The sequence below is a fragment of the Streptomyces sp. TRM68416 genome, from assembly GCF_014596915.1.
In the GTDB taxonomy this organism is placed as follows: Bacteria; Actinomycetota; Actinomycetes; order Streptomycetales; family Streptomycetaceae; genus Streptomyces.
Genome location: NZ_JACVWU010000004.1, coordinates 114,857 through 138,406 on the forward strand (window position 1 = coordinate 114,857; position 23,550 = coordinate 138,406).

The following is a 23,550-nucleotide window of genomic DNA, read 5'->3' on the forward strand; positions in this document are numbered from 1 at the left end:
AAGAGGCGTAGGAGTTACTTCACCGGCTCCGGCTCCGGCTCGTTCTCCGACTCCGCCGCGTCCTCCGGGTCGACCGGGGTCTTCACCGACTCCAGGAGGAGTTGGGCGACGTCGACGACCTGGATGGACTCCTTGGCCTGGCCGTCGTTCTTCTTGCCGTTCACGGAGTCCGTGAGCATGACGAGGCAGAACGGGCAGGCCGTCGAGACGATGTCGGGGTTGAGGGAGAGGGCCTCGTCGACGCGCTCGTTGTTGATGCGCTTGCCGATCCGCTCCTCCATCCACATCCGCGCGCCACCGGCGCCGCAGCAGAAGCCGCGCTCCTTGTGGCGGTGCATCTCCTGCTGGCGCAGGCCCGGGACGGCGGTCATGATCTCGCGCGGCGGGGTGTAGATCTTGTTGTGCCGGCCCAGGTAGCAGGGGTCGTGGTACGTGATGATGCCCTCGACCGGGGTCACCGGGGTCAGCTTGCCCTCGTCCACCAGGTGCTGGAGCAGCTGGGTGTGGTGGATGACCTCGTAGTCGCCGCCGAGCTGCGGGTACTCGTTGCCGAGGGTGTTGAGGCAGTGCGGGCAGGTGGCGACGATCTTCTTGGAAGACTTCGGCTTCTTCGTCTCCGGGTCCTCGTCGTCCTCGCCGAACGCCATGTTCAGCGCGGCCACGTTCTCCATGCCCAGCTCCTGGAACAACGGTTCGTTGCCCAGACGCCGCGCCGAGTCACCCGTGCACTTCTCGTCGCCGCCCATGATCGCGAACTTGACGCCCGCCATGTGCAGCAGCTCCGCGAAGGCCTTGGTGGTCTTCTTGGCGCGGTCTTCGAGGGCGCCGGCGCAGCCGACCCAGTAGAGGTACTCGACCTCGGACAGGTCCTCGATGTCCTTGCCGACCACCGGCACCTCGAAGTCGACTTCCTTCGTCCACTCCAGGCGCTGCTTCTTGGCCAGGCCCCAGGGGTTGCCCTTCTTCTCCAGGTTCTTGAGCATCGTGCCCGCCTCGGACGGGAACGCGGACTCGATCATGACCTGGTAGCGACGCATGTCGACGATGTGGTCGATGTGCTCGATGTCGACGGGGCACTGCTCGACGCAGGCGCCGCAGGTGGTGCAGGACCACAGGACGTCCGGGTCGATGACGCCGTTCTCCTCGGCGGTGCCGATCAGCGGGCGCTCGGCCTCGGCGAGGGCGGCGGCGGGGACGCCCGCCAGCTGCTCCTCGCTCGCCTTCTCCTCGCCCTCCATCGTCTTGCCGCCGCCGGCCAGCAGGTAGGGGGCCTTGGCGTGCGCGTGGTCGCGCAGGGACATGATCAGGAGCTTGGGGGAGAGCGGCTTGCCCGTGTTCCAGGCGGGGCACTGCGACTGGCAGCGGCCGCACTCGGTGCAGGTGGAGAAGTCGAGGATGCCCTTCCAGGAGAACTGCTCGACCTGGGAGACGCCGAAGACGTCGTCCTCGCCGGGGTCGGTGAAGTCGATCGGCTTGCCGCCCGAGGTCATCGGCAGCAGGGCGCCGAGCGAGCTGGCGCCGTCGGCGTTGCGCTTGAACCAGATGTTCGGGAAGCCGAGGAAGCGGTGCCAGGCCACACCCATGTCGGTCTTCAGGGAGACCGTGATCATCCAGATGAAGGAGGCCGCGATCTTCACGCCGGCGAAGAGGTAGGTGAGGTTCTGGAGGGTGGAGAGGTCCAGGCCCTGCAGCGCCGAGACGACCGGGTACGAGATGAAGAACGACGCCTCGTAGCCGTCGACGTGGTGCTGGGCGCCCTCCAGGGCGTGCAGCATGAAGATGCAGACGCCGACGATGAGGATGATCGTCTCGACGAAGTACGCCTGGCCGGTGTTGGAGCCGGCGAAGCGCGACTTGCGGTCCGCCTTGCCGGGCCGGGACAGCTGCCGGATGACGACCAGCGTCAGGATGCCGAGCACCGTCATCGTGCCGATGAACTCGACGAACATGTTGTACGGCGCCCAGTCACCGATGACCGGCAGGATCCAGTCGGCCTGGAAGAGCTGGCCGACGGCGTTCACGATGGTCAGCAGCAGCGTGTAGAAGCCGATCGCCACGAACCAGTGCGCGATGCCGACGATGCCCCAGCGGTTCATCCTGGTGTGGCCGAGGAATTCCTTGGCCAGGGTGATGGTGCGCAGCACGGGGTCGTTGGTCCGCGCTCCGGCCGGGAGGGGCTGGCCGAGCATCACGAAGCGGAAGATCTGAAGGACGGCACGGCCGAACAGGGCGACGCCGACCGCCATCAGGACCATCGACACGATGATCGCGGCGAGTTGCATTTCGGGGCTCCTCGGGCCTGCGAGGGGTTCTGCGAGGTGGCCTCTGGTTCGGTGAGGCGCTACTCGACATTACTAAGCGGTAACTTATGCAGTCCGTCTGAGACTACCCGTATCTCCCTCCGCACTGTAGCCAGGCGCGGGGTGATCTGAGTCGCTGAGGGTTGCCTTAAGGGCTGAACGTGTTATTGCCACGAAATTGGTACATTTGCGCCTACTTTAGACCCGTGCTCTACGGGATCGCCGCGGCCAGTGCCGCTCTCCTCCTCTCCGCCCTCCTCGCCGCGCTGCTGCGCGCGCCCGCCCTGCGCCTGGGCTTCGTCGACCGCCGCCGCCAGCGTCCCGTGCCGCTGTCCGGCGGCACGGCCGTCGTCCTCGCCACCTGCCTGGTGGCCGCCGCCGGTGAGTGGACCGGCGCCGCGCCGCTCGGCACGGGCATCGGCCGGCTGGTCGTCGCGGGCGCGGCCGTGGCCGCCCTCGGACTGCTCGCCGACCGGCACCGGCTCAGGCCGCGGCTGCTGTTCGGCGGTACGGCCGTGGCGGCGGCCTGTGTGATGCCCTACGAGGAGACCGGCGTCGTCGGCGGGGTGCTGGCGGCCGGGTGGGTCGCCTTCGTCGCCCTCGCCTTCCGGGCGCTCGACCACGCGGACGCCCTGGTGGGCACGGTCGGGCTGGTGACCGCCTTCGGGGTGGCGGCCCTCGCGGCGGCGGAGGTGCTGGACGGGCTCGCGGTGCTGCTGAGCGTGCTGGCCGCCGCGCTGACCGGGTTCCTGATGCTCAACTGGCATCCCGCGCGCGTGGGGCTCGGTGCGGGAGGGTCGCTGTTCGCCGGGTTCGTGCTCGCCTCGGCCGCCGTGCTCACCCGTACCGGGCACGAGCCGGCCTCCAGCGCGGGCGTGCTGTTCGCGCTCACGGCCGTCGCGAGCGCCGACGTGGTGCTCGTGCTCGTGGCGCGGCGGCTGAGCGGGCGGCGGGGGCCGGACCATCTCGCGCACCGCCTGCGGCGGCTCGGCCTGACCCCGCAGGGCGCCACCGTCGTCCTCGGTGCGGGCGCCGTCGGCGGGGTACTCGTCGCCGTGCTCGTGCATCTGGGGCGGATCGGCGCCACGGGGGTGCTGTGGGTGGCCGGGGGCGCCCTGGTCGCCGTACTCCTGCTCCTGCGGGTGAAGCCGCATGGGGTGCGGCCTTTGCCGTCTTCGCAGGTCAGAGGGCAGTTGCGTGTAAGGAACGGATAAGAGTTGAGTCTGGCTGACTCAGGTCTGTTGACCGCGCGCGGAGCCTCGTGCACACTTGAGTCCGTTCCACTCAAGTCAGCTGGAGGAATCAACCATGGCACGTGCGGTCGGCATCGACCTGGGCACGACTAACTCCGTCGTCAGCGTTCTGGAGGGCGGCGAGCCCACCGTCATCACCAACGCCGAGGGCGCCAGGACCACGCCGTCCGTCGTCGCCTTCGCGAAGAACGGTGAGGTGCTCGTCGGCGAGGTCGCCAAGCGCCAGGCGGTCACCAACGTGGACCGGACCATCCGCTCCGTGAAGCGCCACATGGGCACGGACTGGAAGATCGAGCTCGACGGGAAGCCCTTCAACCCGCAGCAGATCTCCGCGTTCATCCTGCAGAAGCTGAAGCGGGACGCCGAGGCCTACCTGGGCGAGAAGGTGACCGACGCGGTCATCACCGTCCCGGCCTACTTCAACGACTCCGAGCGCCAGGCGACGAAGGAGGCCGGCGAGATCGCCGGTCTGAACGTCCTGCGCATCGTCAACGAGCCCACCGCGGCCGCGCTCGCCTACGGCCTCGACAAGGACGAGCAGATCATCCTCGTCTTCGACCTCGGTGGCGGCACCTTCGACGTGTCCCTCCTGGAGATCGGCGACGGCGTCGTCGAGGTGAAGGCCACCAACGGCGACAACCACCTCGGCGGTGACGACTGGGACCAGCGCGTCGTCGACTACCTGGTGCAGCAGTTCAAGTCCGGGCACGGCGTGGACCTCGCCAAGGACAAGATGGCCCTGCAGCGCCTGCGCGAGGCCGCGGAGAAGGCGAAGATCGAGCTGTCCTCGTCCTCCGAGACCTCGATCAACCTGCCCTACATCACCGCCTCCGCCGAGGGCCCCCTGCACCTCGACGAGAAGCTGACCCGCGCGCAGTTCCAGCAGCTGACCGCGGACCTGCTGGAGCGCTGCAAGACGCCGTTCCACAACGTCATCAAGGACGCCGGCATCTCCCTCAGCGAGATCGACCACGTCGTCCTCGTCGGCGGCTCCACCCGCATGCCCGCCGTCGCCGAGCTCGTCAAGGAGCTGACCGGCGGCAAGGAGGCCAACAAGGGTGTGAACCCGGACGAGGTCGTCGCCATCGGCGCCTCGCTCCAGGCCGGTGTCCTCAAGGGCGAGGTCAAGGACGTCCTGCTCCTCGACGTCACCCCGCTGTCCCTCGGCATCGAGACCAAGGGCGGCATCATGACCAAGCTGATCGAGCGGAACACGACGATCCCGACGAAGCGTTCGGAGATCTTCACCACCGCCGAGGACAACCAGCCCTCCGTGCAGATCCAGGTCTACCAGGGCGAGCGCGAGATCGCGGCGTACAACAAGAAGCTCGGGATGTTCGAGCTGACCGGTCTGCCGCCGGCCCCGCGCGGTGTCCCGCAGATCGAGGTCTCCTTCGACATCGACGCCAACGGCATCATGCACGTGACCGCCAAGGACCTGGGCACGGGCAAGGAGCAGAAGATGACCGTCACCGGCGGCTCCTCGCTGCCGCAGGACGAGGTCAACCGCATGCGCGAAGAGGCGGAGAAGTACGCGGAGGAGGACCACAAGCGCCGCGAGGCCGCCGAGACCCGCAACCAGGGCGAGCAGCTCGTCTACCAGACCGAGAAGTTCCTCAAGGACAACGAGGACAAGGTCCCGGGCGAGATCAAGACCGAGGTCGAGGGCGCGATCGAGGAGCTGAAGGCCGCGCTCAAGGGTGAGGACACAGCCGAGATCCGCACCGCCACCGAGAAGGTCGCGGCCGTCTCCCAGAAGCTCGGCCAGGCGATGTACGCCGACGCCCAGGGCGCCCAGGCCGCGGGCGGTGCCGCCGGTGCCGGTGCCGACGCCCCCAAGGCCGACGACGACGTCGTGGACGCCGAGATCGTGGACGACGAGCGCAAGGACGGTGCCGCGTGACGGAGGAGACCCCGGGCTTCGAGGAGAAGCCCGACGTCCCCTCCGGCGCGACCCCCGACGACGCCGAGCCGCAGGCCGCACCCTCGCCCGAGAGCGAGGGGGCGGCCCCGGCCGGGGACGAAGCAGCAGACGCGGGCCTGGTGGCCCAGCTGGACCAGGTGCGCACGGCGCTCGGTGAGCGCACGGCGGACCTCCAGCGGCTCCAGGCCGAGTACCAGAACTACCGCCGCCGAGTGGAGCGCGACCGGATCACGGTCAAGGAGATCGCCATCGCGAACCTCCTGACCGAGCTCCTGCCCGTGCTCGACGACATCGGCCGCGCACGGGAACACGGCGAACTGGTCGGCGGCTTCAAGTCGGTGGCCGAGTCCCTGGAGACCGTCGCGGCGAAGATGGGCCTGCAGCAGTTCGGCAAGGAGGGCGAGCCCTTCGACCCGACGATCCACGAGGCCCTGATGCACTCCTACGCGCCGGACGTCACCGAGACGACGTGCGTGGCGATTCTGCAGCCCGGGTATCGCATCGGCGAGCGCACCATCCGCCCCGCGCGGGTGGCCGTCGCCGAACCGCAGCCGGGCGCGCAGACGGTCAAGGCCGAGGAGGCGTCCGAGGCCGCGGAGGAGAAGGACAGCAGCTCTGAAGAGGGCTGAAGGCACAGGGACTGACCGGAAGGAGGGACGTCGGGGATGAGCACCAAGGACTTCATCGAGAAGGACTACTACAAGGTTCTCGGCGTCCCCAAGGACGCCACCGAGGCCGAGATCAAGAAGGCGTACCGGAAGCTCGCCCGCGAGTTCCACCCGGACGCCAACAAGGGCAACGCCAAGGCCGAGGAGCGCTTCAAGGAGATCTCCGAGGCGAACGACGTGCTGGGCGACCCCAAGAAGCGCAAGGAGTACGACGAGGCCCGCTCCCTCTTCGGCAACGGCGGGTTCCGTCCGGGGCCGGGCGGCGGCGCGGGCGGCGGCTCCTTCAACTTCGACCTGGGCGACCTCTTCGGGGGCGGCGCCCAGGGCCAGGGCGGAACCGGCGGCTTCGGCGGCGGCATCGGAGACGTCTTCGGGGGCCTGTTCAACCGCGGCGGCTCCGGCACCACGCGGGTGCAGCCGCGGCGCGGCCAGGACATCGACACCGAGGTCACCCTCAGCTTCACCGAAGCCATCGAGGGGGCCACGGTCCCGCTGCGGATGTCCTCGCAGGCACCGTGCAAGGCCTGTTCGGGCACCGGCGACAAGAACGGCAACCCGCGGGTCTGCCCGACCTGCGTCGGCACCGGCCAGGTGGCGCGCGGCTCCGGCGGCGGCTTCTCGCTCACCGACCCCTGCCCGGACTGCAAGGGCCGCGGGCTGATCGCGGAGGACCCCTGCGAGATCTGCAAGGGCAGCGGCCGCGCGAAGTCCTCCCGGACCATGCAGGTCCGCATCCCGGCCGGGGTCTCGGACAACCAGCGCATCCGGCTGCGCGGCAAGGGCGCACCCGGCGAGCGGGGCGGCCAGGCCGGCGACCTGTACGTCACGGTGCACGTGGACAGCCACCCGGTGTTCGGCCGCAAGGACGACAACCTCACGGTGACCGTCCCGGTGACGTTCGCGGAGGCGGCCCTCGGCGGTGAGGTGCGGGTCCCGACCCTCGGCGGCCCGCCGGTCACCCTGAAGCTGCCGCCGGGCACGCCCAACGGCCGCACCATGCGGGCGCGGGGCAAGGGCGCGGTCCGCAAGGACGGCACCCGCGGCGACCTGCTGGTCACCGTGGAGGTGAGTGTTCCGAAGGACCTGACGGGGAAGGCTCGTGACGCGCTGCAGGCGTACCGCGAGGCGACCGCGGGCGAGGACCCGCGGGCGGAGCTGTTCCAGGCCGCGAAGGGAGCATGACAGAGATGGACGGTCGTCGACGCAATCCGTATGAACTGACCGAGGAAACCCCGGTCTACGTCATTTCGGTGGCGGCCCAGCTCTCCGGCCTGCACCCGCAGACCCTGCGCCAGTACGACCGCCTGGGCCTGGTCTCCCCGGACCGCACCGCCGGCCGGGGCCGCCGCTACTCGGCCCGCGACATCGAACTGCTCCGCCAGGTGCAGCAGTTGTCGCAGGACGAGGGCATCAACCTCGCCGGCATCAAGCGCATCATCGAGCTGGAGAACCAGGTCGCCGCCCTGCAGTCCCGCGTCGCGGAACTCCAGTCGGCCCTGGACGGCGCGGCGGCCGCCATGCAGCAGCGCGAGGCGGCCGTCCACGCCTCCTACCGCCGCGACCTGGTCCCGTACCAGGAGGTCCAGCAGACCAGCGCGCTGGTGGTGTGGCGGCCGAAGAAGGCGAAGGACTAGGCCCTGGCCGACAGGCACGCGCCGATACGTGAAAGGGGCCCGGAGGACTCTCCGGGCCCCTTCCGGCGTGCTACGGCGTGGCGACCGCCCGGTCATCCGCCGGCCGGGACTCCGTGCCGTCCTGACTGGGTTCATTCGATCCTCTGAGCGATGCGGGGGCAGCCGTGCGAGAGCTGTCGTGATCCTGGCTCGCCAGGAAGGGGGTTGGTTGTACGGATCTCGCCACCGCGCTGCGTCAGCGGGGCGTGGAGGGTCCGTAAAGGGTGCTTGTAGGCGATTCCGCCAGGCCTTCACAGGCCAAGCGGAGCGTGGTGTTGCGGACTCGTTAAGTGATTCCGCTTGACGGTGGGGGGCGCCGCCGCGTTGGCTTTTCAGTCACCTGGGTTGCAAAGCTGCGCCCGCGTCCGGAAGGCACCAGAAGTGAGCTCCCCAATGCGTCGTATCGCCATATGCGTGGCCGCGTCCTCGATGGCCCTCTCGCTCTCCGCCTGCGGGGCGCTGGGTGTGACGGGGGACAGCGCCGATGCGAGCCCGACGAAGGGCAACGACATCACGGTGGGGCTGCTGCTGCCGGAGAAGGCGAACACCAGGTACGACAAGTTCGACCACCCGATCATCGCGAAGAAGGTCACCGAGCTCACCGACAAGCAGGGCAAGGTCGTCTACGCCAACGCGGACGCCGACGCGAGCGAGCAGAGTCGGCAGATGCAGAAGATGATCAGCGACCAGGTCGACGTCATCCTGCTGGACGCGGTGGACTCCAACGCCATCGCGAGCGACGTGCAGAAGGCCAAGGACGCCGGCATTCCGGTCATCGCCTACGACCGTCTCGCCGAGGGGCCGATCGACGCGTACATCTCCTTCGACAACGAGCTCGTCGGCGAGGTGCAGGGCCGCTCCCTGCTGGAGGCCCTCGGCGGTGACGTCGACACCTCCACCAAGATCGTCATGATGAACGGCTCGCCCACCGACCCGAACGCCAAGCAGTTCAAGGCGGGCGCGCTGAGCGAGCTCAACGGCCAGCTGACCATCGCCAAGTCCTTCGACACCAAGGACTGGAAGCCGGAGAACGCCCAGGCCAACATGGTCGAGGCGATCAACGAGATCGGCGTCAACAACATCGCGGCCGTCTACTCCGCCAACGACGGCATGGCCGGCGGCATCATCAAGGCCCTGGAGGCCGCGGGTGTCACCGAACTGCCGCCGATCACCGGCCAGGACGCCGAACTGGACGCCGTGCAGCGGATCATCACGGGCGAGCAGTACATGAGCGTCTACAAGTCGTACATCGAGGAGGCCGAGGCCGCCGCGGAGATGGCCGTGGCCAAGGTCCAGGGCAAGAACCTCAAGTTCGACTCCCTCACCGCGGACCGCGTCGACAGCCCCACCGACAAGGACATCCCGGCCCAGCTCGTCCCCGTGGTCGCCCTGACGGCGGAGAACATCAGGGAGACCGTCATCAACGACGGCATCTACAAGCTGTCCGAGATCTGCACGCCGAAGCTCAAGGAAGAGTGCAACGCCGCCGGGCTGTAGCAGGCGCGGAAGAAGGCCGAGAAGGGGGAGCCCACGGGCTCCCCCTTCGGTGCGTTCCGTCCGGGACGTGCTCGGAGCGGGTCGTGTTGCCCGTGGGGCACGGGCCTCAGCTTGCTGAAATGCCGTGGGCGGAGGTGGCGACATAAGGGGACACGGCGTGGCTTATCGGCGTGCCCGGGCGGCCGAGGCGTGTTGCGGACCACGCGCTGTCCGCGCATAGTTGCGCTGCGAGACGCTGAAACCGGGGGGTGAAATGGGCGATGGCCGGGCACGGGACGGATGGGCATCCACACGGTGCTGACCGACTGTGCGAGGCCGGGGATCGGGTGTATTCCCGGGCCGTACGGCGCGGCCGGCTGCCGCGCGCGGACGCGGAGGCGGTGCCCTGCCTGCTGGAGCTGGCGCTGCTGCACCCGGACCCCGACGACATGGCCTGGCTGGTCCCCACCTCCCCGCAGGAGGTCATGACACGGCTGCTGCGGGGGGTGTACGACGAGGTCAGCGCGAGCCAGCGGCGGATGGGCTCGGCGGTCGCGGCCTTCGAGTGGTACGCCGGTCTCGGCGCGCAGCCGCGGCAGGCCGCCGTGGAGGGCACGGCGATCCGGGTGCTGGACGGTCTCTCCCGGATCCAGGCCGCCATGGACGAGGCGACCGAGGCGTGCCGGACGGAGGTGCTGACCGTGCAGCCGGGCGGCATCCGCCCCGAGCACGAGCTGTCCGAGGGACTGCACCGGGCGATGGCGCTGCGCGCCCGCGGGGTGCGGATGCGCGACCTGTACACCCATGTGGCCCGGCACGGGCAGGGGCTGCTCAACTACCTGGAGCTGATGGGCGACACGGTCGAGGCGCGGACGCTGGACGAGGTGATCGACCGGCTGATCCTCTTCGACCGTACGGTGGCCTTCATCCCGGCGAACGCGGACCGCACCCTCGCCCTGGAGCTGCGCCACCCCGCGCTGGTGCACTACCTGGTCACGGTCTTCGAACGGCTGTGGCGTCTCGCGATCCCGCTGACCGCGCCGCTGCCCGACACGGGCATCGAGGGCATCTCCCACCGCGAGCGCTCGATCGCCGCGCTGCTGGCGGAGGGCCACCAGGACGCGGTGATCGCGGAGCGGCTCGGGATAAGCGTCCGTACGTGCCGGGCGCACATCGCCCGCCTGTCGGAGACGCTGGGCGCGGCCAGCCGCACCCAACTGGGCGTCCGTATCGCCCAGGTCGGCCTCGACGGGCCGCCCCACTCGCTCACCCTGCCTGGTCAAGAACCCCGGACTGTCCGATGAGGTAGCCGAGTTGGGCGCGGCTCTCGCTGCCGAGGGTGGCGGCGAGCTTGGCGATGTGGACGCGGGCGGTGCGGACGTTCATGCCGAGGCGGTCGGCGATGACGGCGTCGGTGTGGCCTTCGACGAGGAGGCGGGCGATGGCGCGCTGGCGGGGGGTGATGCCGTTGAGGGTGGGCTGCTGGACGGCTTCGGGGTACATGGGGGTGGCCAGGTGCCACAGGCGGTCGAAGGTCGTGGCGAAGTAGGAGATCAGGGCGGGGTGGCGGATCTCCAGAGCGTTGGTGCGGTCCTTGTCGGCGGGGATGAAGGCGACCGTGCGGTCCACGACGATGAGCCGGTCGATGACCTCGTTCAGGGTGCGGGCCTCGACGTCGCCCGTCAGGTCCTCGTAGCGGGCCATGACCTGGGGGGAGTGGCGCAGGGTGTGCGGGTAGAGGGCGCGGATGCGGCCGCCGCGGTCGAGGAGGTCCTGGTCGCGTTCCATGGCCGCGAGGTGCGTCTCGGGGCTGGCCTGGGCGCCGTAGCTGGTGTGCGGCTGGATGGAGAGCACCTCGTGCGCCGCGTCGGCCATGGCCTCGGTGATGACCTGGTTGATCCGCTGCCGTCCGCCGAGCACGGTGATCAGCGGGGTCCCCGTCTCGGCCGTGTCCCGCCCGTCGATCCGCATCCACGAGGCGAACGTCTCCGTCAGCCGCAGTTCCCGCCGGCGCTCGACGGCGACGCGTTCCGCGGAGGAGCGCAGCAGACGGTGCAGGGCGACGACCGGGGCGACGGGCTCCAGTACGGCCATGTCCTCGACGGTCGGCTGCAGCAGCCCGAAGTCGACCAGGCAGGGGGCGTCCCGGGCCTCCTCGGCCCGTACCGAGCCGTGGCGCAGGGCGTGCTCGTACACCCGCTGTCCGGCCGTGCACAGGTCCTCCACGGCGTGCTCCGGGTGCGGTGTCACGCTCACCGGCCGTCCCCTTCCTGTCTCAGGATCCCGGATTCCGCGATGAGGTAGCCGAGTTGGGCGCGGCTCTCGCTGCCGAGGGTGGCGGCGAGTTTGGCGATGTGGACGCGGGCGGTGCGGACGTTCATGCCGAGGCGGTCGGCGATGACGGCGTCGGTGTGGCCTTCGACGAGGAGGCGGGCGATGGCGCGCTGGCGGGGGGTGATGCCGTTGAGGGTGGGCTGCTGGACGGCTTCGGGGTACATGGGGGTGGCCAGGTGCCACAGGCGGTCGAAGGTCGTGGCGAGGTAGGTCACCAGCGGCTGGTGGCGGACCTCCACGGCGAGGGAGCGGTCCGGGTTGGCGGGGACGAAGGCCACGGTGCGGTCGATGACGATCAGCCGCTCGGGGACCTCGTCCAGGGTGCGTACTTCGACGTCGCCCTTGAGCAGCTCGTAGTGGGCGAGGACCGCCGGGTCGTGGCGGGTGGTGTGCTGGTAGAGCGTGCGCATGCGGCAGCCTCGGGCGAGCATGTCCTGCTCGCGGGCCAGGGCCTTGCCGAGCGCGGAGTGCGGCCTCTTGCCGCCCGGCTGGATGACGAGCAGCTCGGCGGTGGCGCGGCGCATGGTGTCACCGATGGTCTCGTTGATCCGTTCCTTGCCCTGAACCAGGGAGATGTCGGCGAGGTCGCGGCGGACACCCATCGTCAGCAGTGGTTGGAAGGCCTCGGCCAACCAGGTCTCGTGCCGCCGGTGTTCGGCCACCTGTTCCTCGATGGCGCCGAGCAGCCTCGGCAGCATGACGGCCGGCGCCACGGGGCGCAGCCAGCCGGGGGACTCCAGGATCGGCCGGAGCAGCCCCCGGTCGAGGACGCAGGGTACGAGGTCCCCCTCCGCCTGTCGTACGCGGCCGTCACGCAGGGCGCGGGTGTACAGCTCCAGGCCCGCCGCGCAGACCTCCTCCGCCGGGTGCCGGTGCAAGCTCGCTCCTCACCCTTCGTCTTCGCGGTCCAGGATCCCGGACTGGGCGATGAGGTAGCCGAGTTGGGCGCGGCTGCCGCTGCCGAGCGCGGTGGCGAGCTTGGCGATGTGGGCACGGCAGGTGCGGACGTTCATGCCGAGGCGGCGGGCTATGGCTTCGTCGACGTGGCCCTCGATGAGGAGCTTGGCTATGGAGTGCTGGATCTCGGTGATGCCGTCGGCAGCGGTTCCGTAGGGGGCGCCGGCGCTCAGGGGGACGGCCCGGTCCCAGATGAACTCGAACACCTTGATGAGGTAGCGGACCAGTCCGGGGTGCCGTACCTCCAGAGCGACCTGGCGGTCCTCGCGGATGGGGATGAAGGCGACGGTGTCGTCGCAGACGATGAGGCGCTCTACCAGTTCGTCGATCGTGCGGTACTCCACCTTGCCGTTCGTGAACTGGTCGACGTAGGCGAGTCTTTCGGGGTTGTACCGTGCGGTGTGCTGGTAGAGAGTTCTGATGCGGACGCCCCGCTCGATGAGCGGCTTGTCGCGTTCCAGCGCTTCCAGCAGCCTTTTCTCGGGGCTGCGGCTCCCGCCGCTCGGCTGGACGCTGAGCACCTCGTTCTGGCACTGCTCCGTGGCCAGGTCGAGCGCGGCGTTGATGCGGTCCAGGCCCTCCAGCACGGTCAGTGCGTGGTTCGGTGCGGTGTCCTGGACACCGAGGGCCATGAATGGCTCGAAGGCTTCGGCCAGCGCGATGCTCTGCCGCCGCTGCTCGGTGATCTTGCGTTCGATGGGGTTGAGCCGGTGGGCCAGGGCGACCGACGGGGGTACGGGGCGGAGCCAGTTGGGGTCGTCAGGATCGGGGTGGAGCAGGGCGAACTCCATCAGGCAGGGGGCGGCATCTGCGTCGGAGCGAGCGATCCGCCCCATACGCAGAGCCCGTGCGTATAGGCGGCTTCCGTCCTCACACAGCTCCGTCACCGTATGGGGATGTGTCGCCTTAGTCCCATTTGTTTCCAAATCTCCACCCCCCAGGGTCCTGAACATGCAGGAACATGATGCACCGATCGTGTGGCCATGACGTGCCCGAATGAGCCATCGTCTTACTCGACGGGGGAAGAGGGGACCTTCAAGTGAGGACGAAGCCGACTATGCGTATGAGAATGCTTCGCTCGGTGCTTGTTGCCGCCTTCTCCGCCGTTGTGGCCTGCGGAACGCTGGTCGGTCTCTCCGGTGCGAAGGGCGACACGCACAGTGCGGTGGGCGCTGAGTCTGTGGCCGTTTCCGCAGTGGGCGACGATGTGGCCAGTTTCCCTGCGGACACCAAGTGGGATTGATCGCCATGACCACTCCACCCGACGACCGCTCCTTCCGCCGCGAGATGGCCACCGCCTACCGCTCCGGCTGGCACTTCATCGATCTGGTCACCGCGATCCCCCACCCCGGTGACTCGTTGATGGTGACGGTGTTCGGCGAGCCGGTCGTGGTGACGCGGGACGAGGACGAGGACCTGCGGGCGTACCGGTGTCTGCGGCGGCCCCGCGGCGCTCCGCAGCCCGTCCGATGTGCCATTCGATACGGAATGATTTTTGTGAACCTGGATCAACGGGACCACCACCAGGTGGTGGAACCGGAGGTCCAGGCCCCCCAAACCATTACAGCCACCCCCCGCAGTGCCTGACGCGATTCCCCCGTCGTAACAGATCGCTCAGGTGCTTCCCCCCGCAGCGGCGTCACCGTGACCTGAACACGGTGACGCCGCTGCAGTTTTACGGGACATTTCCGGGTATCGGGAGGGTTGTGCGGCGGCCGTGCCTGGCCGAAACGCGTCAGCCGCGTCCCAGAGCCCGCGTCAGCTCGATCTCGATCGCCACGCGGGCCGGATTGGGGGACGGCGTCCGACCGTAGCGCTCGGCGTAGCGCCGTTCCGCCTCCGTGATCCGGTCCGGGGCGGTGCGTACGTACGCCCGTCCCTCCAGCGTCGCCCACCGCCGCCCGTCCACCTGGCACACGGCGACCCGGGCACCGGCAGGCCCGGCCGCGAGCACGTGGCCCACCTTCGCGCTGGACTTGTTCGCGATCACCCGGGCCAGTCGCGCCTCCGGGTCGTAGGTGACCCCGACCGGCACCACGTGCGGGCTGCCGTCCGCGCGGAGGGTCGTCAGGGTGCACAGGTGCCGTTCCCGCCAGAAGCTGAGGTAGGAGTCGTCGGGATCGCCCGGGTCCACGGAGTATGTCGTCGCCATGACGCCGGAACTTAGCCCCTGAGCCCTCCCGCGCGCCGCCTTGAGTGGAATAGACTCAACTTTGTGTACGCTGATTGAGTCAGTAATGGGAGACGCCAGGAGGAGAAGGGACACGTGGACGCCGAGCTGACCAACCGGAGCCGGGACGCGATCAACGCCGCGAGCAACCGGGCCGTGACCGAGGGACACCCCGACCTCACCCCCGCCCATCTGCTCCTCGCGCTGCTCCAGGGACAGGACAACGAGAACGTCACCGACCTGCTCGCCGCCACGGAGGCCGACCAGGCCGCCGTACGGGCGGGCGCCGAGAAGGTGCTCGCCGGGCTGCCCAGCGTGACCGGGTCCACCGTCGCGCCCCCGCAGCCCAGCCGGGAGCTGCTCACGGTGATCGCCGAGGCGCAGGCCAAGGCGAAGGAGCTGGGCGACGAGTACCTCTCCACCGAGCACCTGCTCATCGGCATCGCGGCCAAGGGCGGCCAGGCCGGCGACGTACTCTCCCAGCAGGGCGCCACGGCGAAGAAGCTGCTGCAGGCGTTCCAGGAGGCAAGGGGAGGACGCCGGGTGACCACAGCCGATCCGGAGGGGCAGTACAAGGCCCTGGAGAAGTTCGGCACGGACTTCACCGAAGCCGCGCGGGAGGGCAAGCTCGACCCCGTCATCGGGCGGGACCACGAGATCCGGCGCGTGGTGCAGGTGCTGTCCCGCCGCACCAAGAACAACCCCGTCCTCATCGGCGAGCCCGGCGTCGGCAAGACCGCCGTCGTCGAGGGCCTCGCCCAGCGGATCGTCAAGGGTGACGTGCCCGAGTCCCTCAAGGACAAGCGGCTCGTCGCGCTCGACCTCGGGGCCATGGTCGCCGGCGCCAAGTACCGCGGCGAGTTCGAGGAGCGGCTCAAGACCGTGCTCGCGGAGATCAAGGACTCCGACGGGCAGATCATCACCTTCATCGACGAGCTGCACACCGTCGTGGGCGCGGGCGCCGGCGGCGACTCCGCCATGGACGCGGGCAACATGCTCAAGCCCATGCTCGCCCGCGGCGAGCTGCGCATGGTCGGCGCGACCACGCTCGACGAGTACCGCGAGCGGATCGAGAAGGACCCCGCCCTGGAGCGCCGCTTCCAGCAGGTGCTGGTCGCCGAGCCGACCGTCGAGGACACCATCGCGATCCTGCGCGGCCTCAAGGGCCGGTACGAGGCCCACCACAAGGTGCAGATCGCGGACAGCGCGCTGGTCGCCGCGGCCACCCTCTCCGACCGGTACATCACCTCCCGCTTCCTGCCCGACAAGGCCATCGACCTCGTCGACGAGGCCGCCTCCCGGCTGCGCATGGAGATCGACTCCTCGCCCGTCGAGATCGACGAACTCCAGCGCGCCGTCGACCGGCTGAAGATGGAGGAGCTGGCGCTGAGCCGGGAGACCGACGCGGCCTCCCGCGAGCGCCTGGAGCGGCTGCGCCGCGACCTCGCCGACAAGGAGGAGGAACTGCGCGGCCTGACCGCCCGCTGGGAGAAGGAGAAGCAGTCCCTCAACCGGGTCGGCGAGCTGAAGGAGAAGCTCGACGAGCTGCGCGGCCAGGCCGAGCGCGCCCAGCGCGACGGCGACTTCGACACCGCCAGCAAGCTGCTCTACGGCGAGATCCCCACCCTGGAGCGGGACCTGGAGGCCGCCTCCGAGGCCGAGGAGGAGGCCGCCAAGGACACCATGGTGAAGGAGGAGGTCGGCCCCGACGACATCGCCGACACCGTGGCCGCCTGGACCGGCATCCCGGCCGGCCGCCTCCTGGAGGGCGAGACGCAGAAGCTGCTGCGCATGGAGGAGGAGCTGGGGCGGCGCCTGATCGGGCAGACGGAGGCCGTGCAGGCCGTCTCCGACGCCGTACGGCGCACCCGGGCCGGTATCGCCGACCCCGACCGCCCGACCGGCTCCTTCCTCTTCCTCGGCCCGACCGGCGTCGGCAAGACCGAACTGGCCAAGGCGCTCGCCGACTTCCTCTTCGACGACGAGCGGGCCATGGTCCGCATCGACATGTCGGAGTACAGCGAGAAGCACAGCGTCGCCCGGCTCGTCGGCGCGCCCCCCGGCTACGTCGGCTACGAGGAGGGCGGCCAGCTGACCGAGGCGGTGCGCAGGCGCCCGTACAGCGTCGTGCTGCTCGACGAGGTGGAGAAGGCGCACCCGGAGGTCTTCGACATCCTTCTGCAGGTGCTGGACGACGGCCGCCTGACGGACGGTCAGGGCCGCACGGTCGACTTCCGCAACACGATCCTCGTCCTGACCTCGAACCTGGGCAGCCAGTTCCTGGTCGACCCGCTCACCAGCGAGCAGGAGAAGAAGGAACAGGTGCTGGAGGTGGTCCGCACCGCCTTCAAGCCGGAGTTCCTCAACCGCCTCGACGACCTCGTCGTCTTCTCCGCGCTGTCGAAGGACGAGCTGAGCCGGATCGCCCGCCTCCAGATCGACCGGCTGGCCGCGCGCCTCGCCGAACGCCGACTCACCCTGGAGATCACCGAGGAGGCCCTGGCCTGGCTCGCCGACGAGGGCAACGACCCGGCCTACGGCGCCCGCCCGCTGCGCCGCCTCGTCCAGACCGCCATCGGCGACCGCCTCGCCAAGGAGATCCTGTCCGGCGAGGTCAAGGACGGCGACACGGTCCGCGTGGACGCCTTCGGCGACGGTCTGATCGTGGGACCGGCGACCGGAAAGACGCTGTAGCCGCGGCGGCGTGAGCGCGGCCCCGGGGCAGCCGCCGCGGGACCGCGGCCGAGGCGCGTCCCCGAAGGAGGTTGCCCCCCGGGGGCGAAGAGAGAGAGGGTGGAACGTACACGTCTGGCCTCAGCGACGGCCGGACGAGCCAGACGACCGCAGGAGTCTCCAAGTATGTCCATCGACCCGTCCTCGATTCCGAACTTCGGGGGCCAGCCCGAGCCGCAGCCCCAAGGACCGGCGGGCCCCGTCGTCCCGGATCAGGACCTCGTCAAGCAGCTCCTGGACCAGATGGAGCTCAAGTACGTCGTCGACGACGAGGGTGACCTCGCGGCGCCGTGGGAGCAGTTCCGCACCTACTTCATGTTCCGGGGAGAGGGGGACCAGCAGGTCTTCTCGGTACGGACCTTCTACGACCGCCCGCACCAGATCGACGAGAAGCCGCAGCTGCTGGAGTCCATCGACGACTGGAACCGGCGCACGCTGTGGCCCAAGCTCTACACGCACACCCACGACGACGGCACCGTCCGCCTCATCGGCGAGGCGCAGATGCTGATCGGCACCGGCGTCAGCCTGGAGCACTTCGTCTCCTCGACCGTCAGCTGGGTGCGGGCGGCCATCGAGTTCGACAAGTGGCTCGTGGAGCAGCTCGGCCTTGAGCAGGAGGTCAACGAGGCCGAGAAGCCCGAGGGCGACGAGGAGTAACCCGTAGACCCCCGCTCACAGGGGCGTATCGGCCACTACGACCAGATACGCGCCGTAAGCGAACGAGAGCCCGGCCAGGGCGCCGACCACCACGGTCGCGTGCCAGGGCCGGGCTCTCGCCGTGCGGACCAGTGCCCGGGCGAGGGGGAGCAGCAGCGGGAACGCCGGGAGCAGGAAGCGCGGCTTGGACTCGAAGAAGCCCGACCCGCCGAGCGCGACCAGCAGCAGAACACCGCTGTAGACCACCAGCGGCAGCGGGGCGCGGTCGGCGAGGAGAAGGCCGTAGAGCAGGACGGCCGCCGCGACGATCACCATCGCCACGGGGAAGACCAGGCGGTCGCCGTGCAGCAGCAGATGGCGTACGAAGCGCAGCGAGCCGCTGCCGAAGTCGAAGCGCGAGCCCCACAGGCGCTGCACCTCGAAGTAGCCGCCGAACAGATCGCCCGTGCGCCGCCCCACCCACAGCACGTACCCGAGCCAGCCGAGCGGGGCGAGCGCGGCGCCCGTCCACAGCCTGTGGGAAACCTTCCCGCGCCGCCGCCACAGCTCCCAGACCGCCGCCACCAGCACGGCCGCCGCGACCGCGAACCCGGTGGGCCGGGTCAGCCCGGCCAGCGAGGCCAGCGCGCCCGCCCACAGCCAGCGCCCGGCCAGCACCGCGTACAGCGCCCAGGCGGCGAAGGCGGTCAGCACCGGTTCGGTGTACGCCATCGACAGCACCACCGAGTGCGGCAGCAGCCCCCACAGCAGGACCGCGACGGTCGCGACCGCGCGGCCGTACAGGCGGGCGGCCAGCGCATGAATCCCACAGGCAGCCACCCCGGCGGCCACCCACGACACGACCAGCCCGGCCGCCCCCCACCCCAGCGGACTCACCGCCTCCACCGCCCGCACCAGCGCCGGGTACAGCGGGAAGAACGCCAGATCGCTCTGCACGATCTCGGGCGGGAAGCGGAGGCTACGGCCGTAGCCGTGCGCCGCGATCCCCAGATACCACCCCGAGTCCCACGACCGCCCGAGCAGCGCCAGCGGCTGCCGACCGCTCGCCCAGGCCACGACCGCCAGCACGGCGACCCCGGCGAACCGGGCGACGGCGAACAGGCCGAGGGCGGTACCGAGGCTCGCGGCCGGCCTCCGCCGAAGGCTCGCGCGCGGGACGGCCGGGGCCGCGAGGGTGCTGGCGTGGGTCACATCCCGCACCTTGCAGGGCGAACCGGGCGGACGCGAGCGCTGAGCGCCGGGCGGGTGCACGGGGCTCACCGCACTGGCGGCATCGCCACCGGCCGCTCGGCTGGGAACCGATTGGAGGAGCGCGTCGCCGCACGTGGGGTCGACCAACGTCAGCCGCTACAAGGTCATTTACGATCGGCTGCGGGCGGCGGCGCTGCCCCCGCTCATGTCACTCGACATGATCCGGTCCACCCTGGAGGGCAGCTACCGTGGCGCGAATCTCCCGCCCAGGTCCGGCTGCACCGGGCGGTCGGCGAGAACGTGGCCGACGGATGCCAGGGGGCGACCGTCGTCCCCGTCCGTGACAGCAAGATCCCGCACGGTCCGGCGCTGTGCTTCGAAGCGGCCTCCTGGGGGCCTTCATAGGCGGGCTGAAGGCCGGAGGCCACCGCCCCTGAGTCCGCCGGGTTCTGGTCACCGTCCACGTCCCGGGCCCACCGAACCCCGGTCCGCGAGGGTCCGGCACGCCGCTGACCTCCTCAAAGAACCGGGGGAAAGAACTACCCGCCCACCCGCCCTCCCCGGCCGCACGGCGCGCGTCACTCGTCCGGGTGACCGGCTTGCAGGCGGGGGACACGGACGGTTACGTTCGCCGCGACAACAGCACACAGACATCGGCCCCCGCCGGGACTGCAATCCCGAACGAGGGCCTGACCGATCAGGAAGAAGTACCTTCCCGATGGCTGACCCGCAGTCTAACGCGCCCTCGCGCGCCGACGCCGGAGCTCCGACCTCCGGCGTGATCCACGTCCGCACCCGGCTGACGGCCGACTTCACGGTGATCTGCAACGCCCTGGCCCAGCGGCGCGGCAGCGCGGTCACGGTCGGCGTCGCGGCGTACATCTCCTCACTGCCCGACGGCACTCCCGTGACCATCACCGCCCTGTGCGAGCACTTCACCGAGGGCGAGATCCTCATCTCCCGGGCGCTGAGGGAGCTGGAAGCCGCCGGTTACCTGGAGCGTAGGCGCGAACGAACGCCCACCGGTCAGGTCCGCACCCGGACGTACTTCTACGACGTACCTGGCGGCGATCCCGAGCCCGATCCGGACGGCCCGCCCGGGCCGCGCCGACCCCGGAAGCGCCCCGTCACTGCCGCTGCTACGCCGCCGACGGCCGTACCGGAAGCGGCGCAGGTGCCCGCCCGGGCCGAGGCGGAGACGCCGGTCACGCTCGCCGACGCCGACCCCGAGGCCATCGCCGTACTCGCCGCCCTGCGCCGGATCGACCCCCGCCTCGTCCTCTCCGAGCAGGAAGCCGCCCGCCTCGCCCCGGCCGTCGGTCGGTGGCTCGCGGCGGGCCTGCTGCCCACGCACATCACGGACCACCTCACCGCACGCCTGCCGGACCACTTCCTCACCCGCCCGGTCGGCATCCTCGCCTACCGCCTCAAGGAAACTCCCCTGCCGGTACCACCTGCTGCTCACCCGGTGGTCGTGCCCCTGCGCAACTGCGACGGCTGCGACCGGGCATTCCGCTCAGCGGAACCCGGCCGCTGCCGAGGCTGCCGGGCCGCGGACCAACTCCGTGCCGTCGGGTGAGCCGATGCCCGGGTGTGTGCACTGAGCGACCGTCTCGCGGCGGGCAGCCGCTCGCATCAGCGCTTCCTGGCTCCACGTCGGGCCCGGCCGCTGCCGCGATAGAAATCAGAGCACAATCAGAGTACGATCTGAGTATGAGCATCGCACCCTTGGCATCCGAGTCGGAGTCTGTCTCGTTCACCGATCTGTCGCGGAACCCGAAGGCTGTTGCTGCCAGGGCCGCGGCCCTGGGATGCCTGCGTGTCACGCACCGAGACGCGCCCGACATGGTGTTGACCACGGCCATACACGCGGAGCGCACCGAGGAGAACCTGACCACGGCGGCCCGGCTGTTCCTTGCACTGTTGAAGCAGGACGACGGTGCCAAGTCACTTTTGCTCGCGCTGCCCGAGGTGTTCCCGTGGGTGCGCCATCTGGATGCTGAGGAAGTCCAGGAATTCACTGTCGAGCTTCTGGAAGCGCTGTCCGACGCCGCTGAACTGGGCGCGAGGGATTCTGTGCACCGAGCGATCGTCTCGTGGCGGGCAACCGCCCGCATCAACGCAGACCCCGACCAGCTCAGGGAAGCACTCCGCCCCCTCGGAGACGTCGACCTCGGCCCCGTCGAGGTGCACGAGTGAGCCCGAAGAAGGGCGATCGGGTCAGCGTCCCTCCGCTGAGCGGCTGGAACGTCATCCACGGGACGACCGAGGCCGCGACCGGTTGGGAAGAGCTGTGCCGGGTGGCGCTGCCGAACGCGCACCGCTGCCTGGAAGCCCTTCGCACGGACCCGCTGTCGCGGGCCAACTGGAACCGCCAGCACCAGCTCCGCGGCAGGCACGCCACCAGGGAGTGGAAGGGCTCCGAGCTGGAGCAATGGGAGTACGAGATCACCAGCGGCGGCCGGGTCCGCTACTTGGTCAGCCCGGACACCTCGACGGTGATCCTGGTGTACGCCTCTCCGCGCCATCCGAAGGACACGGAATAGCCAAGCGCCTCGGCTGCTATGAGGCCAGCCCTTTGAGCCGGGACGTCGCCTCCTGAAGGACCGACGTCTGCTCGCAGAAGGCGAAGCGGACGAGGAGCGCGCCCTGGCCGCGGTGGTTGTAGGACCGTGTGGGAGATGGCGACCACGCCCGCGCGTTCCGACAGGGCGCGGCAGAAGGCTGGACCAACCTGTGCCGCTGAACGAGGCGTTGGCCTGGCGTCCGATGGCGGCCGCGCTGGCCGCTCGGCATCCCCTGTGGACTCCGGGCACGGCGCACGGGCATCACAGCCGGGCCGGGGGCTGGCTCGTCGGCGAAGTGATCCGCCGGGTGTCCGGCCAGACACCCGGCCGCTTCTTCACCGATGAGATCGCCGCCCACCTCGGGCTGGACTTCTTCATCGGGCTGCCGGCGGATCAACGCGGCCGGGTCAGCCGCATGATGTACCAGCGACCGGCCGTCGACCTCACCACTGTGCCCGCCGAGGTGGTTCCCGAGGAACTCCGTGAACAATAGGGATGGTTATCCAATTGGTAGAGGCTCACGAATGGCCTCGGCTGGCGGGCGTGAGTGTTCAAGGCATCATTCAGACGGTGTTCGTTGATGCTGTCCAACTGCGATGTCGGTTCGTCCAGCAGGACGACATCCGCGTCCGTGAGCAGCACACGGGCCAGGGCGAGACGTTGACGCTGGCCGCCGGAGAGGTCCGTGGCGCGTCCGAGTACGGTTTCGAGCCCTTCGGGGAGTCGCAGCACCGCCTCGCGCAGAGACACCGCCTCCAGGGCCTCCAGCAGGGCCGCGTCGTCGACCACCATGTCTGCGCTCCCCCTCATGTTCGTGATGTGCCCGCTTTCGCCACTGCCGTTCCTGCCGGGGCCGTCGCCAGTCGACGGCCTCGCCGGTCTCATGCTTGCCGGCCTGTGCGCGCTCTCCCGCGGGAGAGCGCGCGAATGGCCAGATTCATCGGAATCCTCATCCGGATTGCCGTCGCGACGACGGTCAAGACCGTGGCAACGATCAATTCGAGGAAACTCAGTCGAGTCGACTTGCCGGACGCTGTGCGGTCGAGATCGTCATCGAGGTTCGTGTATTCCTCCGCGTGACTGACACTCGCACTTACCGAAGGAATTTCAGCACAGTGCCGCCCGGAAAAATAATCCCCATCATTTCCCTCGGACGTGCGGCCACCAGAGACCCGCCGCCCTGCGGAAGAAATGGCTGGAATACCCACGGGCCAGAGTTGGTATGCGGCGCACACCTGTGGCGGCCGCCGCACCGGCCGCATGTAGCGTGGCGGAAACGACGACTGGAGATACCCGGCCATGGTCTGCCTGCCGGGTAGGAGGAGCGGGACATGTTCGGCAACAAGGAAACTCATTTGGTCGCGCTCAGCGACCTCGACGAGGCGCGGGAGGCAGTGCGGCAGGCGCTGGCTGACGCCTCGGCGACCGACGCGCCGGGGCTGCGGGCCGCGCTGAGCATTCTTGACGGGTTCACCGGCTCCGACCCGCGGGTGCGCTGGGTCGCGAAGGTCCTCGCGGAGCAGGGGATCGACCCGCACGCGAATGAGGTCGCGGCCATCAAGACGTTGCGTGACGCACTGCCGGGATTGAGCCTCGTCGCCGCCACGGCGCTCGCTCGGGAGGCCAAGCTGTCGCAGACCGTCTGAC

21 protein-coding genes and 1 pseudogene are annotated in these 23,550 nt (G+C 69.8%); 15 read left to right on the forward strand and 7 right to left on the reverse strand.

The annotated features are described in order from the left end of the window. Positions 1 to 14: 14 nt before the first annotated feature. Positions 15 to 2,282, reverse strand: coding sequence for a (Fe-S)-binding protein (locus ICC28_RS08080; RefSeq protein WP_188287743.1), 2,268 nt, complete (start codon positions 2,280 to 2,282; stop codon positions 15 to 17). 224 nt (positions 2,283 to 2,506) lie between these two features. On the opposite strand from ICC28_RS08080, the gene ICC28_RS08085 reads away from it, so the two are divergent. From ICC28_RS08085 to ICC28_RS08115, 7 genes are all read left to right on the forward strand, one after another. Further along, complete coding sequence (locus ICC28_RS08085; protein WP_188287744.1) at positions 2,507 to 3,514, forward strand: MraY family glycosyltransferase; 1,008 nt, start codon at positions 2,507 to 2,509, stop codon at positions 3,512 to 3,514. Between the two features lie 94 nt (positions 3,515 to 3,608). After that, the gene (gene dnaK / locus ICC28_RS08090; RefSeq protein ID WP_188287745.1) at positions 3,609 to 5,456 is read left to right on the forward strand and encodes a molecular chaperone DnaK; all 1,848 of its coding nucleotides are present in this window, start codon (positions 3,609 to 3,611) and stop codon (positions 5,454 to 5,456) included. Further along, positions 5,453 to 6,106 carry a nucleotide exchange factor GrpE gene (grpE, locus tag ICC28_RS08095; RefSeq protein ID WP_188287746.1) on the forward strand — a complete coding sequence of 218 codons (654 nt, stop codon included), beginning with the start codon at positions 5,453 to 5,455 and terminating at the stop codon, positions 6,104 to 6,106. The genes dnaK and grpE overlap by 4 nt, the downstream gene beginning before the upstream one ends. Before the next feature lie 36 nt (positions 6,107 to 6,142). Beyond that, positions 6,143 to 7,327: a molecular chaperone DnaJ gene (dnaJ, locus tag ICC28_RS08100; RefSeq protein WP_188287747.1), complete on the forward strand. Its 1,185-nt coding sequence runs from the start codon at positions 6,143 to 6,145 to the stop codon at positions 7,325 to 7,327. Positions 7,328 to 7,332: 5 nt separating this feature from the next. Beyond that, on the forward strand, positions 7,333 to 7,779 hold the full coding sequence (locus ICC28_RS08105; protein ID WP_188287748.1) for a heat shock protein transcriptional repressor HspR: 447 nt from the start codon (positions 7,333 to 7,335) through the stop codon (positions 7,777 to 7,779). 432 nt (positions 7,780 to 8,211) lie between these two features. After that, positions 8,212 to 9,315 (forward strand): substrate-binding domain-containing protein, encoded by a 1,104-nt coding sequence (locus tag ICC28_RS08110; RefSeq protein ID WP_188287749.1) that lies wholly within the window; start codon positions 8,212 to 8,214, stop codon positions 9,313 to 9,315. Positions 9,316 to 9,575: 260 nt separating this feature from the next. Continuing rightward, a complete protein-coding gene (locus ICC28_RS08115) occupies positions 9,576 to 10,598 on the forward strand; it encodes a helix-turn-helix transcriptional regulator (RefSeq protein ID WP_188287750.1) in 1,023 nt (340 codons plus the stop codon). Here the strand turns inward: ICC28_RS08115 and ICC28_RS08120 are convergent. The 3 genes from ICC28_RS08120 to ICC28_RS08130 are packed head-to-tail and all read right to left on the reverse strand — an operon-like array spanning position 10,561 to position 13,538. After that, the gene (locus ICC28_RS08120) at positions 10,561 to 11,550 is read right to left on the reverse strand and encodes a helix-turn-helix transcriptional regulator (protein WP_188287751.1); all 990 of its coding nucleotides are present in this window, start codon (positions 11,548 to 11,550) and stop codon (positions 10,561 to 10,563) included. The two genes, ICC28_RS08115 and ICC28_RS08120, sit on opposite strands and share 38 nt — an antisense overlap. Beyond that, a complete protein-coding gene (locus tag ICC28_RS08125) occupies positions 11,547 to 12,506 on the reverse strand; it encodes a helix-turn-helix transcriptional regulator (RefSeq protein WP_188287752.1) in 960 nt (319 codons plus the stop codon). The genes ICC28_RS08120 and ICC28_RS08125 overlap by 4 nt, the downstream gene beginning before the upstream one ends. A gap of 9 nt (positions 12,507 to 12,515) precedes the next feature. Beyond that, positions 12,516 to 13,538, reverse strand: coding sequence for a helix-turn-helix transcriptional regulator (locus ICC28_RS08130; RefSeq protein WP_188287753.1), 1,023 nt, complete (start codon positions 13,536 to 13,538; stop codon positions 12,516 to 12,518). 295 nt (positions 13,539 to 13,833) lie between these two features. Between ICC28_RS08130 and ICC28_RS08135 the strand changes: the two genes are divergently transcribed. Next, on the forward strand, positions 13,834 to 14,172 hold the full coding sequence (locus ICC28_RS08135) for a hypothetical protein (protein ID WP_188287754.1): 339 nt from the start codon (positions 13,834 to 13,836) through the stop codon (positions 14,170 to 14,172). A gap of 148 nt (positions 14,173 to 14,320) precedes the next feature. Here the strand turns inward: ICC28_RS08135 and ICC28_RS08140 are convergent, their stop codons facing one another. Then, the gene (locus tag ICC28_RS08140; RefSeq protein ID WP_188287755.1) at positions 14,321 to 14,737 is read right to left on the reverse strand and encodes a pyridoxamine 5'-phosphate oxidase family protein; all 417 of its coding nucleotides are present in this window, start codon (positions 14,735 to 14,737) and stop codon (positions 14,321 to 14,323) included. Positions 14,738 to 14,851: 114 nt separating this feature from the next. Here ICC28_RS08140 and clpB point away from each other — a divergent pair, with 114 nt between their 5' ends. Both clpB and ICC28_RS08150 read left to right on the forward strand, forming a co-directional pair. Then, a complete protein-coding gene (gene clpB, locus ICC28_RS08145; protein WP_188287756.1) occupies positions 14,852 to 17,449 on the forward strand; it encodes an ATP-dependent chaperone ClpB in 2,598 nt (865 codons plus the stop codon). A 165-nt stretch (positions 17,450 to 17,614) separates the two neighbouring features. Beyond that, positions 17,615 to 18,145, forward strand: a complete 531-nt coding sequence (locus tag ICC28_RS08150) for a YbjN domain-containing protein (RefSeq protein WP_188287757.1) — start codon at positions 17,615 to 17,617, stop codon at positions 18,143 to 18,145. Between the two features lie 15 nt (positions 18,146 to 18,160). Here ICC28_RS08150 and ICC28_RS08155 read toward each other — a convergent pair whose 3' ends face one another. Continuing rightward, entirely contained in the window at positions 18,161 to 19,336 is a 1,176-nt protein-coding gene (locus ICC28_RS08155; protein WP_411158575.1) for a glycosyltransferase family 39 protein, read from the reverse strand. 718 nt (positions 19,337 to 20,054) lie between these two features. Between ICC28_RS08155 and ICC28_RS08165 the strand changes: the two genes are divergently transcribed. The 4 genes and pseudogenes from ICC28_RS08165 to ICC28_RS08180 all read left to right on the forward strand — a co-directional run. Then, entirely contained in the window at positions 20,055 to 20,915 is an 861-nt protein-coding gene (locus ICC28_RS08165; protein WP_188287760.1) for a hypothetical protein, read from the forward strand. A gap of 134 nt (positions 20,916 to 21,049) precedes the next feature. Beyond that, on the forward strand, positions 21,050 to 21,535 hold the full coding sequence (locus ICC28_RS08170) for a prevent-host-death family protein (RefSeq protein ID WP_223188538.1): 486 nt from the start codon (positions 21,050 to 21,052) through the stop codon (positions 21,533 to 21,535). Then, positions 21,532 to 21,882 carry a hypothetical protein gene (locus ICC28_RS08175; protein WP_188287761.1) on the forward strand — a complete coding sequence of 117 codons (351 nt, stop codon included), beginning with the start codon at positions 21,532 to 21,534 and terminating at the stop codon, positions 21,880 to 21,882. Before ICC28_RS08170 ends, ICC28_RS08175 begins: the two co-directional genes overlap by 4 nt. Positions 21,883 to 22,060: 178 nt before the next feature. Further along, positions 22,061 to 22,393, forward strand: a pseudogene (locus ICC28_RS08180) (serine hydrolase domain-containing protein); the annotation flags it as partial. Here ICC28_RS08180 and ICC28_RS41440 read toward each other — a convergent pair. Further along, positions 22,297 to 22,788 carry an ATP-binding cassette domain-containing protein gene (locus ICC28_RS41440; RefSeq protein WP_411158576.1) on the reverse strand — a complete coding sequence of 164 codons (492 nt, stop codon included), beginning with the start codon at positions 22,786 to 22,788 and terminating at the stop codon, positions 22,297 to 22,299. The pseudogene ICC28_RS08180 and the gene ICC28_RS41440 sit on opposite strands and share 97 nt — an antisense overlap. 446 nt (positions 22,789 to 23,234) lie before the next feature. On the opposite strand from ICC28_RS41440, the gene ICC28_RS08190 reads away from it, so the two are divergent. Continuing rightward, on the forward strand, positions 23,235 to 23,549 hold the full coding sequence (locus ICC28_RS08190; protein WP_188287762.1) for a hypothetical protein: 315 nt from the start codon (positions 23,235 to 23,237) through the stop codon (positions 23,547 to 23,549). The last annotated feature ends 1 nt before the right edge of the window (position 23,550 follow it).

Excerpts from the sequence above, each read along its gene's own strand:
- ICC28_RS08080 (WP_188287743.1), bottom strand. The coding sequence starts at position 2,282 with ATGCAACTCGCCGCGATCATCGTGTCGATGGTCCTGATGGCGGTCGGC.
- dnaK (WP_188287745.1), top strand. The coding sequence starts at position 3,609 with ATGGCACGTGCGGTCGGCATCGACCTGGGCACGACTAACTCCGTCGTC.
- dnaJ (WP_188287747.1), top strand. The coding sequence starts at position 6,143 with ATGAGCACCAAGGACTTCATCGAGAAGGACTACTACAAGGTTCTCGGC.
- ICC28_RS08105 (WP_188287748.1), top strand. The coding sequence starts at position 7,333 with ATGGACGGTCGTCGACGCAATCCGTATGAACTGACCGAGGAAACCCCG.
- ICC28_RS08110 (WP_188287749.1), top strand. The coding sequence starts at position 8,212 with ATGCGTCGTATCGCCATATGCGTGGCCGCGTCCTCGATGGCCCTCTCG.
- ICC28_RS08115 (WP_188287750.1), top strand. The coding sequence starts at position 9,576 with ATGGCCGGGCACGGGACGGATGGGCATCCACACGGTGCTGACCGACTG.
- ICC28_RS08130 (WP_188287753.1), bottom strand. The coding sequence starts at position 13,538 with ATGTTCAGGACCCTGGGGGGTGGAGATTTGGAAACAAATGGGACTAAG.
- ICC28_RS08135 (WP_188287754.1), top strand. The coding sequence starts at position 13,834 with ATGACCACTCCACCCGACGACCGCTCCTTCCGCCGCGAGATGGCCACC.
- ICC28_RS08140 (WP_188287755.1), bottom strand. The coding sequence starts at position 14,737 with ATGGCGACGACATACTCCGTGGACCCGGGCGATCCCGACGACTCCTAC.
- ICC28_RS08150 (WP_188287757.1), top strand. The coding sequence starts at position 17,615 with ATGTCCATCGACCCGTCCTCGATTCCGAACTTCGGGGGCCAGCCCGAG.
- ICC28_RS08165 (WP_188287760.1), top strand. The coding sequence starts at position 20,055 with ATGGCTGACCCGCAGTCTAACGCGCCCTCGCGCGCCGACGCCGGAGCT.
- ICC28_RS08170 (WP_223188538.1), top strand. The coding sequence starts at position 21,050 with ATGAGCATCGCACCCTTGGCATCCGAGTCGGAGTCTGTCTCGTTCACC.
- ICC28_RS41440 (WP_411158576.1), bottom strand. The coding sequence starts at position 22,788 with ATGAGACCGGCGAGGCCGTCGACTGGCGACGGCCCCGGCAGGAACGGC.
- ICC28_RS08190 (WP_188287762.1), top strand. The coding sequence starts at position 23,235 with ATGTTCGGCAACAAGGAAACTCATTTGGTCGCGCTCAGCGACCTCGAC.